General features: G+C 63.4%; 10 protein-coding genes. 8 read left to right on the forward strand and 2 right to left on the reverse strand.

The genetic code is table 11. The features are described from left to right. Positions 1–184: 184 nt before the first annotated feature. The 8 genes from mnmA to HNP00_RS05860 all read left to right on the forward strand — a co-directional run bounded on the left by mnmA (position 185) and on the right by HNP00_RS05860 (position 10467). Complete coding sequence (mnmA, locus tag HNP00_RS05825) at positions 185–1306, forward strand: tRNA 2-thiouridine(34) synthase MnmA (protein ID WP_395893795.1); 1122 nt, start codon at positions 185–187, stop codon at positions 1304–1306. A gap of 135 nt (positions 1307–1441) precedes the next feature. Next, the gene (locus HNP00_RS05830) at positions 1442–3067 is read left to right on the forward strand and encodes a hypothetical protein (protein WP_184736934.1); all 1626 of its coding nucleotides are present in this window, start codon (positions 1442–1444) and stop codon (positions 3065–3067) included. 202 nt (positions 3068–3269) lie between these two features. Beyond that, a complete protein-coding gene (locus HNP00_RS05835; RefSeq protein WP_184736935.1) occupies positions 3270–4898 on the forward strand; it encodes an ABC transporter substrate-binding protein in 1629 nt (542 codons plus the stop codon). Positions 4899–5011: 113 nt separating this feature from the next. Further along, a complete protein-coding gene (locus HNP00_RS05840) occupies positions 5012–6100 on the forward strand; it encodes an ABC transporter permease (protein ID WP_184736936.1) in 1089 nt (362 codons plus the stop codon). Position 6101: 1 nt separating this feature from the next. Next, a complete protein-coding gene (locus tag HNP00_RS05845) occupies positions 6102–7151 on the forward strand; it encodes an ABC transporter permease (protein WP_184736937.1) in 1050 nt (349 codons plus the stop codon). Further along, positions 7148–8872, forward strand: a complete 1725-nt coding sequence (locus HNP00_RS05850; RefSeq protein ID WP_184736938.1) for an ABC transporter ATP-binding protein — start codon at positions 7148–7150, stop codon at positions 8870–8872. Before HNP00_RS05845 ends, HNP00_RS05850 begins: the two co-directional genes overlap by 4 nt. Positions 8873–9038: 166 nt before the next feature. Next, positions 9039–9425, forward strand: coding sequence for a chorismate mutase (locus HNP00_RS05855; RefSeq protein WP_184736939.1), 387 nt, complete (start codon positions 9039–9041; stop codon positions 9423–9425). Between the two features lie 4 nt (positions 9426–9429). Continuing rightward, on the forward strand, positions 9430–10467 hold the full coding sequence (locus HNP00_RS05860) for a hypothetical protein (protein ID WP_184736940.1): 1038 nt from the start codon (positions 9430–9432) through the stop codon (positions 10465–10467). A gap of 18 nt (positions 10468–10485) precedes the next feature. Here HNP00_RS05860 and HNP00_RS05865 read toward each other — a convergent pair whose 3' ends face one another. Both HNP00_RS05865 and HNP00_RS05870 read right to left on the reverse strand, forming a co-directional pair. After that, on the reverse strand, positions 10486–11220 hold the full coding sequence (locus tag HNP00_RS05865) for a DUF4166 domain-containing protein (RefSeq protein ID WP_184736941.1): 735 nt from the start codon (positions 11218–11220) through the stop codon (positions 10486–10488). A 53-nt stretch (positions 11221–11273) separates the two neighbouring features. Then, positions 11274–12566 (reverse strand): DUF58 domain-containing protein, encoded by a 1293-nt coding sequence (locus HNP00_RS05870; RefSeq protein ID WP_184736942.1) that lies wholly within the window; start codon positions 12564–12566, stop codon positions 11274–11276. Between the last annotated feature and the right edge of the window lie 27 nt (positions 12567–12593).

The following is a 12593-nucleotide window of genomic DNA, read 5'->3' on the forward strand; positions in this document are numbered from 1 at the left end:
ACTGTTCGCGCAGTCCGTAATCTAAAACTGATAGTTTTGACTTTAGAATTGCCCGCGACGTCGGTCAAGGCATTTTTGGGGCCTATTCCGGCGGGCGCTAGAATAGTCGGGCGCGCATAGTCTCTTCAGCCGCAATTCTTACCCCCAACGTCAACAGAAAGCCAGCATGCGAGTTCTTGCAGCAATGAGCGGCGGAGTCGACTCCGCCGTTGCCGCCGCCCGCGCCGTCGAGGCGGGGCACGACGTCGTCGGCGTCCACTTGGCGCTGTCACGCATGCCCGGAACGCTGCGCACCGGCAGCCGCGGCTGCTGCACCATCGAAGACTCCCGTGACGCTTGGCGCGCTTGTGATGTGCTGGGGATCCCGTACTACGTCTGGGACTTCTCGGAGCGCTTCAAGGAAGACGTCGTCCAGGACTTCATCGACGAATACGCGGCGGGCAGAACCCCTAATCCCTGCATGCGCTGCAACGAGCGGATCAAGTTCGCTGCCTTGCTGGAAAAGGCCATCGCGCTCGGCTTCGATGCGGTCTGCACGGGCCACTACGCCAAGGTCATCCAGGACGCGGACGGTCATCCCGAACTCCACCGCGCGGCCGATTGGGCCAAGGACCAGAGCTACGTTCTCGGCGTCCTGACCCATGAACAGCTCAAGCATTCCATGTTCCCGCTGGCCGAGACCCCTTCCAAGGCCGAGGTCCGGGCGGAAGCCGAGCGCCGCGGCCTGTCCGTGGCGAACAAGCCGGACAGCCACGACATCTGCTTCATCCCCGATGGCGACACCGCGGGTTGGCTTGCCGAAAAGATCGACATGACCACGGGCGACATCGTGGACGAGGCCGGAACCAAAGTAGGGGAGCACCCGGGCGCCAACGCCTTCACTGTCGGCCAGCGCCGCGGGCTCAAGCTGGGCACCCCTGCCGCTGACGGCAAGCCGCGCTTCGTGCTGGAAATCCGGCCGAAGGAAAACAAAGTGGTCGTCGGGCCCGAAGCCCTGCTCGCCATCGACGAGATCCGTGGAATCAAGGTGTCCTGGGCTGGGCTACCCATCGCCGAGGTGGCTACCGGTGCCGAGTTCGACTGCTATGCCCAGGTACGCGCCCATGGCGATCCTGTTCCCGCCAAGGCGTCGGTGGAGCGGAAAGTCGACGACGCCGGCGTCGAGCGCGAAGGCCTCGTGGTAACACTTGTCGATCCCCTGCGCGGGGTGGCCCCCGGGCAGACCATCGTGTTGTACCAAGGCACCCGTGTCCTTGGCCAGGCAACCATCGACGCCGCACGGTCCCTCCAGCGCGCCGCGCTCTAAGCGTGTCCGCGGCCGCGCTTAGCCTTGTTTGCGCCTGGCTGGTGCCATTGCCTCCCGTGAAGGCCCGCTCCATACTTGGCTAAGCAGCGTTTCCGCTGCGGTGGTTGGGGTTCCGCATTCGGGACGGCGATGGCTGTGGCATTTCAAAAGAAGGCCCCGGGGGACATCAAGGCCGGGCAAATGGTCGAGGTGGCGGTTCTTGCTGAAGGCCCGATCGGCACCGGAGGCGCCGGTCCGCTGATCGCCCGGTTGCGCATCCCCGTGGAGCGCCTGCGACGCGGCCCCACCGGACACCGGCTTGCCGTGCACATCAGGAAATGGCGCGGCACCAACGTGGTTCCCATCACCCTCACGGCGCCGGGGGATCCTTGGCGTCTCGTCTCCGAGGACCCGCCCGCTGACTTGCGGGCGCTCCTTGACGATTCGAGGTTCTTGGCCCAGCACGTTTACGGGGTGGCTTCGGCAACCCTTGACTTGTTCGAGTCGACGCTGGGCCGGCGCATGCCGTGGAATCCGGAGGGCCGGCTCGTGCTGAAGGCGCGCGACCTTGTGACGGCCACGGACACCGGCTACGAGCGGGACACCAACATCATCCGTTTCGGTTCCATCGACCGCATGGGCTATAAGGTTCCTACCGCGTTGTTCCGGGACATCGTGGCGCACGAGGTCACGCACGCGATCCTCGATGGATTCCGCCCGGCATGGGGTGATGCGATGGCCACCACGGAACAAATCGCCTTGCACGAAGCGCTGGCGGACCTTGTTGCCATCCTTTCCGTGTTTTCTTCGCGGGACGTGGTGTACCGCCAGCTCGAAGCCGCAGCCGGAGGATTCGAGGCCGGACAGGACGTGGACGAGGCCATCATGATGCGGTCCATCTTCGACTTTGCCCGGGATCTCTATGCACGTGGCCCCCTTCGTGAGCCATTCGTCGGTGCGGTCCCCGACCACTGGCAGGAGCTGCCGGAGCCGCACAAGCGTGGCGCCGTCGTCGTCGGGGCCGTGTTGCGGGCGGTCCATAGACTCTGGGTCGAACGGAACCGCCGCTTCGGGGAGGGGCAGAGCCTGCAGCAGAAAGCAGAGTCCGGTTCCATCGTGGGCACCAGGGTCCTGCGCATGCTCATCAGGGGACTGGCCTACATGCCTCCCGTTGATGTCTCCTGGCATGACCTGTTGCGGGGGGTGATGGCATCGGACCTGGACATGGTTCCCGAGGACCCGCGCGGTTACCGGGAAGCCATCCAAGCCGAATTCTCCGGGATCGGCATCCATCGCGTTTCACTGTCCAATATTTCCGGGGTGGACAACTACCAGGGGCTGCGGTACCCCATCCGGCTCACCGCACTCGGCTCGGATCCCCAGGAGGTCCAACGCTTTGTCTGGGAAAATCCCCGGTTGCTCGATGCCGCCCGCTTGGAGCGCCGCACTCCGCTCAGTTCCACCCGGGTGCGAACTTCCGAGCGGGTCACTCCGGATGGCTTCGTCGTCTCGGAGATCGGGGCGTCCTTCATCCAGACAGTGCGGATGAGCCGAAAGGAGGCCTTGGTGCGTCTCGGCCTGAAGACCAAGCGGGACTATGTGGACATCCGCGGGGGCGGAGTCTTGAGGTTCGACGCCGGTGGCCGCCTCGTCTACGCGGCGCTGAAACCGGTCATGTCCCGTGAAAGGCAGGGCGCGTTGTTCGTCTCGGACGAACAGCACGCCGCCGAACAGGAGGCTTCCAGCGGTGTCCAAAACAAGTTCCACAGGACGGGGGAATAGCGCTCATGGCCTCAGGCGTTCCTGCGCATGGTGATCGATTTTGCCGTCGACGCGACCAAAGAAAAGTAAATTTTGTGTCTCAACTCACAAAATCAAACGTTTCACCGCTAATGCTTCTGATTGAATCGTGGAATCAGGAGTATGTGCTCCGAGGAAATTACCGACGGCGGTACGCCGTATCCATCGAACAGAAAGTTCACTGATGGCAATGAACAAAAAAGCCCTGCGCAGCGTTATCGCGTTCGCGGGCATCTCCGCATTCGCGTTGACGGCCTGCACGGGCCCGTCCGGCGGCGGCGGTTCGGCTTCTTCAGCTGCCGGCGGCCCGATCGCCTACGGCACCACCGATAAAGTGACCGCGCTCGATCCCGCTGGTTCTTACGACAACGGTTCCTTCATGGTGATGAACCAGATCTATTCTTTCCTCCTTAACTCGAAGCCGGGAAGCGCCGAGCCCGTTCCGGACCTGGCAGATTCGGCGTCGTTCACGTCTCCCACCGAGTTCACCGTCAAGATGAAGCCTGGACTTAAGTGGGCCAACGGCCACACCTTGGACTCCAAGGATGTGAAGTTCTCGTTTGATCGCCAGCTCAAGATCAACGACCCCGCAGGCCCCGCGTCGCTTCTCGCGAACCTGGACAGCGTCAGCACTCCCGACGCCAACACGGTGGTCTTCAAGCTCAAGCTCGCGAACGACCAAACCTTTGCGCAGATCCTCAGCAGCCCGGCCGCTCCGATTGTCGATGACGAAGTCTTCCCCGCGGACAAGCTGCTCTCCGATGACGACATCATCAAGGCCAAGGCGTTCTACGGCCAGTACACGATCGACAGCTACAAGAAAAACGAGCTCATCAGCCTCAAGGCCTTCCCGGACTACAAGGGTGTGCTGGGCAAGCCGGCCAATGACGCGGCGACCATCAAGTACTACGCCGAGCCGACCAACATGAAGCTGGACATCCAGCAGGGCAACATCGATGTTGCTAACCGAAGCCTCAGCGCCACCGACGTCGACGACCTCAAGAAGGACTCGAAGGTCAAGGTAAACGTTGGACCAGGCGGCGAAATCCGCTACATCACGTTCAACTTCGACACCATGCCGTTTGGCGCCAAGGCAGCGGGAGCGGACCCGGCCAAGGCACTTGCAGTCCGCCAGGCGATCGCCAACCTCGTTGACCGCCAATCAATCGCCGACCAGGTCTATAAGGGCACGTACCTGCCGCTGTACTCCAACGTCCCTAGCGGTTTCCTGGGCGCCAACACGTCGTTCAAGGATGCCTACGGCGACAACGGAAAGCCAAGCTTGGACAAAGCCAAGAAGGTACTCTCCGACGCCGGAGTCAAGGATGTCGTCACCCTGAACCTCCAGTACAACCCGGACCACTACGGCAAGTCCTCAGGCGACGAGTACGCCATGATCAAGGACCAACTTGAGAAGTCGGGCCTCTTCAAGGTCAACCTGCAGTCCACCGAATGGGTGACCTACAGCAAGGCCAGCCGCGCCGATGAGTACCCACTGTTCCAGTTTGGCTGGTTCCCGGACTTCAGCGACGCCGACAACTACCTGAGCCCCTTCTTCCCGAACGGTGGCTTTCTGAAGAACCACTACAACAACCCGGCAGTGACGGATCTGATCAACAAGCAGCTGACCACCACGGACAAGACCGCCCGCGAGTCGGCTATCAAGGACGCCCAGAACGCATTGGCAAAGGACATTTCCACTCTGCCGCTGCTCCAGGGTGCACAAGTTGCCATCTCGGCGAAGGGCGTGAACGGCGTCGACAAGACGCTTGACGCATCCTTCAAGTTCCGATTGGGAACCGTTTCAAAGTAAGCAGCCGGTCGGGGGAGGCGGGTGCCAACAGGCGCTTTGCCTCCCCTTACTGCTGATTGCCTCACATATGAGCAAAACCCCGCGCGATCCGTGGGCAATGAACTTAGGTAGCAATGACAACACTTATAGAGGTGCCCGACGTCGAACCGGACGCGGTCACTCCCAAGAGCAAATCGGCGGGCGGGGGGCTCGGCAGGTACATCGTGGTCAGGTTTTTCCTGATCATCCCGACGATCTTCATCCTTGTAACGCTGGTTTTCTTCCTCATGCGGGTCATTGGTGACCCCATCACGGCAGCTCAGGGCGGTCGGCTTCCTCCGGACGTCCTGGCCCAGCGAATCCACGACGCCGGTTACGACCGGCCGATCATCTTCCAGTACTTCGAATACCTGGGCCAGCTGGTCACCGGCAACTTCGGCACCACCATCACGGACCGGCGGCCCGTCGTCGAAATGCTCTCGACCTTCGGCGCAGCAACCCTTGAGTTGTCGATCAACGCGCTGATCGTGGCCCTCGCAGTCGGTATCCCGCTGGGCCTGATCGCCGCTCAGCGGCGTGACAAAGCAGCAGATGCCTTCCTTCGTTGCTTCGCCATCCTTTGCTACGCCACCCCGGTCTTCTTCTCCGGGCTATTGCTGAAGCTCACGTTCTCCGTCTGGCTCGGCTGGTTGCCGGTGGCCGGACGTGTGTCCACCCGCACCGAGCTGGCCATGGGTCAACTCGCGGCTCCGAGTGGCATCTACTGGCTCGACGCGCTGCGCAGCGGAGACTTTAATGCACTGGGCGACATCGTCTCGCACGCAGTGCTTCCTGCCATTGCCCTGGGCCTCCTGACCGCCGGCGTCTTCCTGCGCCTCGTCCGGACAAATGTCATCGGCACACTAGGCAAGGACTACGTGGAGGCCGGCCGTTCGCGCGGCGTCAGCGAGTTCCGGCTCGTCACCAAGCATGCCTACAAGCCTGCGCTGATCCCCATTATCACCGTCATGGGCCTGCAGATCGCCCTCATGCTGGGCGGTGCTGTCCTGACCGAGACCACCTTTGAATGGAAGGGGCTCGGCTACCAGTTGGTCCAGTACCTGAACGCCAGGGACTTCGTAGCCGTCCAGGGCATTGTGGTGCTGTTGGCCGTCATCGTGGCCATCACCAACTTTGTGGTGGACGTCGTCGCCGCGCTGATCGACCCGCGAGTGAGGTACTGACATGAGCACTGCAACAATTTCAGGACGGAAAAAGTCCTTCTTGTCCGGACTCCCGGTCATTTCCCACCTCAACAAGAGCGTTGGCCTGCAGCGTGGCATGCTCATCACCGGGCTCGTACTGACCGGCTTCTTCCTGCTGTGCACGGTGCTGGCGCCGCTCATAGCGCCCTACGGATACGCCCAGCTGAGTGATGCTTCCGGCTCGTTCCCCACCCAAGAGGCCCCCAGCAGCAAGCACCTGCTCGGCACCACAGTCGGCGGCTATGACGTGCTATCGCGGGTCCTCTGGGGTTCACAGACCGCCGTGACCGTGATCGTCGTCGCCGTGGCGATGTCCATCTTCCTCGGTGTGGCGCTGGGCCTGCTCAGCGGCTACTTCGGCGGCTGGCTGGATCGGGTCCTCGTGGTCATCGCCGATGCCATCTACGCCTTTCCTTCCCTCCTCCTGGCGATCGTCATGTCCATCGTCATCAGCCGCGGCCAATCGAGCTTCTGGGGCGGCATCCTCGCATGCGCCTTCTCGATCACCGTGGTGTTCGTGCCACAGTATTTCCGCGTGATCCGGGCTGAAACCATCAGGCTCAAGGCCGAGCCGTTCGTGGAATCGGCCATGGTCCTCGGCGCGTCCAGCCTGCGGATCATCACCCGCCACATCTTCAAGAACGCCACCAGGACACTTCCGCTGATGTTCACCCTGAACGCCTCCGAAGCCATCCTGACCTTGGCAGGCCTCGGCTTCCTTGGATTCGGCATTGAACCTTCCTCCGCCGCTGAATGGGGCTTCGACCTCAACAAGGCCATGGCGGACGCGTCTTCCGGCATCTGGTGGACCGGCGTCTTCCCCGGTGTCGCGATCGTCCTCACCGTGCTTGGCTTGACCTTGGTTGGCGAGAGCATCAACGACCTCAACGATCCCCGCCTTCGCGGACGCAAGCGTGCTGGAGGCAAGGCCTCGCGCACCAAGGCGACGGCAGGAACCGACAGCACTAACACCGGGGCCACCACCGCTCCCAAACCAGAAACAGGTAGCCCAGAAGCAGGTAAGGCATGACCACCAACATCGGCAACATTTCGGACCAGCTGCGGGAACCGGGGCGGCCAGTCCTGGACATCGAACGGCTCAAAGTCACCTTTGCCACGGACAGCGGCGACGTCTATGCGGTCAAGGATGTCAGCCTTGAGGTCAAGGCCGGAGAAGTGCTGGCGATCGTGGGGGAGTCCGGCTCCGGCAAGACTGTCACCGCCAAGACCATTCTCGGCCTGCTCCCGGAAACAGCCATCAGCTCGGGAGCTGTGCTCATCAATGGCAACAACGTGATCAGCGTCAGCGCGTCCAAGCTGCGCAAGATCCGTGGCCGGGACGTGGCAATGGTCTTCCAGGAACCTTCCACGGCGCTGAACCCCGTGTTCACGGTGGGCTGGCAGATCGCCGAAGGCATACGCGCCCATGCCTCGGACGGGCACCGGATCTCGGCCAAGGAAGCCAAGAAGCGGGCCACCGAAGCACTGCGGAAGGTGGGCATCCCCGATCCCGAAATCCGGGTCAACTACTATCCCCACCAGCTTTCCGGAGGCCAGAAGCAACGCGTAGTCATCGCGGCTGCGCTTGCCTTGAACCCGGGGTTGATCGTGGCGGACGAGCCGACAACGGCCCTCGACGTCACGGTCCAGGCGGAGATCCTGCAGTTGCTCCGGGACCTGCGGGACAAATACGGCACCTCGATCGTGCTCATTACCCACAACATGGGTGTGGTGGCTGACTTGGCCGACCGCGTGGTGGTCATGTATCAAGGCGACGTCGTCGAAGAAGCCACAGCCAAAGTCCTCTTCGCCGAGCCCAAGCAGGACTACACCAAGAAGCTGCTGGCCGCTGTGCCGCACCTCGGCCGCAACTCAGCATCCGAAGGAGCCACTCAACGGCTGCACCAAGGCGGGAAGGTCCTGGTCGAAGCCAAGAACCTCACCATCGAATATCCGGGCCGCCTTGGCAAGCCCGGGTTCAAGGCTGTGGACAACGTCAGTTTTACGGTCTCCGAGAACGAGGTCTTTGGCCTGGTGGGCGAGTCCGGCTCGGGCAAGTCCACCATCGGCCGCGCCATCGCCGGCCTCAACCGCGCAACCGGTGGCAGCCTCAAGGTCCTCGGCTACGAAATGCTGGACTTCAAGGAGCACACGTTCAAGCCGCTCCGCAAGGACATCGGCTTCGTTTTCCAAGACCCGGCAGCCTCGTTCAACCCCCAGCTGACCATCGGCGAGTGCGTGGCGGAACCGCTACTCATCCATACCCACCCGAGCCCGGCTCAAGCACGCCTGCGTGTGGCGCAGTTGCTCGAATCGGTGCAGCTCCCGGCGTCGTACGCTGAGCGCTTCCCGCACGAGCTCTCCGGCGGGCAGCGCCAGCGCGCCTCGCTGGCTCGTTCGCTCGCGCTCAATCCGCGCCTCCTGATCGCCGACGAGCCAACGTCTGCCCTCGACGTTTCCGTGCAGGCGAAGGTCCTGGAACTGTTCAAGGACATCCAGGAAGAGTTCGGTTTCGCCGCGCTGTTCATCAGCCACGACCTCGCAGTAGTGGACATGCTCTCCCATTGGGTGGGCGTGTTGTTCAAAGGAAAGCTGGTGGAGCAGGGGATCGGTAGCCAGATCATGGGCAATCCGCAGCACGACTACACCCGCAGGCTGATCGCCTCCTTGCCGGTGCCGGATCCTGATGAACAGGCCCGACGCCGGGAAGACAACCGGGAGCTACTGCGAACCGAGCTGCTGGGAAGCTAAGCCGCGTCCACACCCGAAAGACCCGCCTTGCTTGTGGAAGGCGGGTCTTTCGTCTGTCCTTGCCTTTCCTCTGGCTGCGTACTCAGCGCCCACTTCCATATTGAACATCGTGGGCCAGTGCCTGTCCCGCCGTTCCGGTGCGGCCAGCACACCCTAGACTGGAGGAATGACCGAGCAGAACCATGCCCTTCCCGACGCCGATTCCTTCGATCCCTCAGCCAGCTCCCTTGCCGGACGTGTGGACAACTCCGTCATGGACGAGCTGCTTTCGATCCGGTCCAGCATCGACAACATCGATGCCACCCTCGTCTTCCTCCTAGCGGAACGCTTCAAGGCCACCCAAAAAGTAGGAGTCCTCAAAGCGACGCACAAGCTCCCGGCAGGGGACCCCGGCCGCGAATCCGCCCAGATCGCGCGGTTGCGCCGGCTCGCCGAGGAAGCGCACCTGGATCCCGCCTTCGCCGAGAAGTTCCTGAATTTCATCATCAGCGAGGTCATCCGGCACCACGAGGCAATCGCCGAAGACCACCAGGCCTCAATCGCGCAGGCCTGAACACATGCCGGAAGAAACCCCGCAGAACCAGGTCACCGCGACGGCCCTGGGTTCCTGGCCTGGGACTGATCCTGCCGAGGCTGCACGGACCATCCGTGGCGAACTGGGCAGTCCGCACTTGCCATTCCTGGCTGAGCTTCCGGACCGCGGCGTTGGTTCCGATGCCCTTGGCCGGACGGCTTCCCTGTTGGTTGAGCTCGCTATTGATGTCCAGCCGCACGGCTGGCGCCTGGTGGACCGCCCGGGGAAAGACCTGCGGCGGGCAAGGTCCGCCCTTGCTACGGACGTTAACGTCTTGGCTGACGTTGCCGGTGCCGAAGAATCTTCCGCGGAGGCGCTGAAGATTCAGCTGCGCGGTCCCATGAGCCTCGCAGCGGGCCTTTACCTGCACAACGGGGAGCGCGCCCTTCTTGACTATGGTGCCCGCAGGGACATTGCGGAATCCTTGGCTGCCGGCATCTCCGAGCACGTGTCCAGGGTTCGCGCCGCAGTGCCGGGAGCCGAAGTTGTGGTCCAACTCGACGAGCCGGACATTGCTTCGGTGTTGGCGGGTACTATTCCCACCGCGAGCGGCTACCGCACCCTACGGTCCATCCCCGGCGAAGAAGTCACGGGTGCCTGGCGGTTAGTGATCGATTCGCTGCGGGCAGCCGGAGTGGCCGAGACAGTGGTCTCCGTTCCGGAGATCGAGGCACCCATCCAGCAGATCCTGGCCGCTGGAGCCGATGGCGTCGCCCTTCCGCTCAAAGCACTCACCACGCGTCAATGGGAACAGATTGCGACGGCGGTAGAGGCGGGCAAGCGCCTCTGGGCCGGCGCCCTCCCCACTGACAATCCGCGGGCAACGTTGCCACGCACCGCCGAGGTGGTGGACACCGTTTGGCGGCCTTGGCACCAACTAGGCCTCCCGGCGTCGAGCTTGGGGGCCGTGCGTGTCACACCGTCGGACGGGCTGGCGGGGTACTCGCCGTCGGGCGCCAAAGAGGTCCTGACCCGGTTGACCCAGCTTGCCGATGGATTGAACCAGCTCGCCCTCGGCTAACCGCTTTCCAGCTCGTTCCTAGACTCGCCGTTCCCAGCGGTCCGGTTCGGCGTACCGGGGGAGCCCGACGGCGGCAGTAGCGGTCCGCGCGGCCGCGGCGCCGTCCGGCGCGGGCAACGAGGGCGCCAAACGGTAATCAAAGGAGCCTGAGTAGACGAGGACCAGGCCGACGTGTGGCTGAAGCACCTTCACCTGGATCCGATGCTTGCCTTCTGCCGGATCCCACCACTGCTCCGCGTAGGCCTTCGCATCAAGGGAAGCCGGCAAGGCGAGCCTCAGCGGACCCAGGAACAAACGCGAGGCACCCGAGACGCCGCGAAGCCGCCCCTCCGGTGTGACATCCAGATCCAACGCCGTGACAAGCCTGCGGAATCGGCCCACATAGTCCACCAGGCGGGTACCGCCGTCGTTGGTGGTCTCCGCGACAGTGGTGTCATGGAACAAACGGGTGTGCCCGGGAAAGAAAATTTCACGCCGGGCCGTGAGGCTGGACCTTCCGAACGGATCAAGGTGCGCATGGTTTTCGATGCGGAACGGGACGCGCTCACCGTACTCGGGGAAGAATGCCTCTTCGCCGGCAACCGTGGCGAGGAGCGGCCGGAGCCACTTCTGCCGGCAACCGACCACGTCGAACACGCCCTCGCCGATTCCATATGATCCGGTCCCTGGCGCAAGCGAGAAATAGTCCTGGAGTTCAGGCTGCAGCTGCCGGAACTTGCTGCCCAATGCCAACTCGTAGATGGGTGTGCTCATGATTTTTCCTCGGGTTATGGATTTCCTGTGAGACGGAGTGGCTGCCGGATCGGCTACAAACGGCCCGCAGCCTTCAGGCGGATGTAAGCATCCGCGAGGCGTGGCGGTAGTTCAAGAGGCTCGGCGTCGACTACTTCCGCGCCAAGCTGCCGCAGTTGGACGCTGACCGCTTCACGGTCAAGGAGGGCCCGCTCGGCGGCCGAGGCACGGAAAACCTGGCTCGCCGTCGTGCGTTCTTCTTTCATTCGCCCCAGCAAGGGGTCACGAACCGATGCAACCAACACGACGTGCTGCCGTACCAGTTGCGCCACCAAGGGAATGAGTCCTTCCTCGGGAGCGCCGGCGTCGAGCGAGGTCAACAGCACTACCAGGGAACGGTGCGCGGAAATGGCCCGCACTTGGGCAGGGATCTGCGCCCAGTCCATCTCGATCAGTTCGGCCTCGAGCGGAGCCATGGCCTGGACCAAGGAGCCGAGCAGATTGCCCTTGGCTGCCGAATCCACGCGCCCGCGGACACGCCGATCGAACGCGAAGAAGTCCACACGGTCTCCGCCCCGCTCGGCCAGCACAGCCAGCAGGAGGGCCGCTTCCATTCCGGTGTCCAGGCGGGGCTCGTCATCGATGCGTGCTGCCGCCGTACGCGAGGTGTCCAGCATGATCACGACCCGTCTGTCCCGTTCGGGACGCCACGTCCGGACGACGACGGCGGTGCGCCGCGCGGTTGCGCGCCAGTCGATGGAGCGCACGTCGTCGCCCCGGACGTAGTCGCGCAGGGAGTCGAACTCCGTGCCGGCTCCCCGGATCTGGACGGCCGCCTTGCCATCGAGCTCCCGCAGTTTCCGTAGCTTGGAAGGCAGGTGCCGCTTGGAGTGGAACGGCGGCAGGACCCGCAGGTGGCCGGGGAGTGGCACCGTGCGTTGCCTGGCCGCCAGACCGAGCGGTCCAAAGGAACGCAGCGTGACGTGCCGTGCCGTCAGGTCGCCGCGCCGTGTGGGCCGTAGCTGGACTGACATTCGCCGGCGCTCACCGGCCGGGATATCGACGCGCAGGACGGGGGCGACGGTGCCAGCGGAGGGTTGCCAGGCATCACGCACTAGCCCGCGGAAGGTCCGGCTGTTGCCGTTCTCCAGAGTCAGCACTGATTCTGCCTCCGAGTGGAGGGTGACATTGCCCGGATCCTTGCGTTGCAGGGCAACTTTGGCGGGCGACGCTGCCAGCAGGATGTCTGACAACATCAGGGCGAAAAGCCCGGCCGCGATGAGAAGGACCGTACCCCATGCAGGAAACAGGACCAAGGGGGCCAACGCTGCGCATGCCAGCAGCACAAAGCGGCCTGTGATCGCCATTCAGCACTCCTGGACAGTCGTGAGGCG

Origin of the sequence: Arthrobacter sp. AZCC_0090, from assembly GCF_014207375.1 — a bacterium.
Taxonomy (GTDB): Bacteria; Actinomycetota; Actinomycetes; order Actinomycetales; family Micrococcaceae; genus Arthrobacter.

Excerpts from the sequence above, each read along its gene's own strand:
- HNP00_RS05850 (WP_184736938.1), top strand. The coding sequence starts at position 7,148 with ATGACCACCAACATCGGCAACATTTCGGACCAGCTGCGGGAACCGGGG.
- HNP00_RS05860 (WP_184736940.1), top strand. The coding sequence starts at position 9,430 with ATGCCGGAAGAAACCCCGCAGAACCAGGTCACCGCGACGGCCCTGGGT.
- HNP00_RS05845 (WP_184736937.1), top strand. The coding sequence starts at position 6,102 with ATGAGCACTGCAACAATTTCAGGACGGAAAAAGTCCTTCTTGTCCGGA.
- HNP00_RS05840 (WP_184736936.1), top strand. The coding sequence starts at position 5,012 with ATGACAACACTTATAGAGGTGCCCGACGTCGAACCGGACGCGGTCACT.
- HNP00_RS05870 (WP_184736942.1), bottom strand. The coding sequence starts at position 12,566 with ATGGCGATCACAGGCCGCTTTGTGCTGCTGGCATGCGCAGCGTTGGCC.
- mnmA (WP_395893795.1), top strand. The coding sequence starts at position 185 with ATGAGCGGCGGAGTCGACTCCGCCGTTGCCGCCGCCCGCGCCGTCGAG.
- HNP00_RS05855 (WP_184736939.1), top strand. The coding sequence starts at position 9,039 with ATGACCGAGCAGAACCATGCCCTTCCCGACGCCGATTCCTTCGATCCC.
- HNP00_RS05865 (WP_184736941.1), bottom strand. The coding sequence starts at position 11,220 with ATGAGCACACCCATCTACGAGTTGGCATTGGGCAGCAAGTTCCGGCAG.
- HNP00_RS05835 (WP_184736935.1), top strand. The coding sequence starts at position 3,270 with ATGGCAATGAACAAAAAAGCCCTGCGCAGCGTTATCGCGTTCGCGGGC.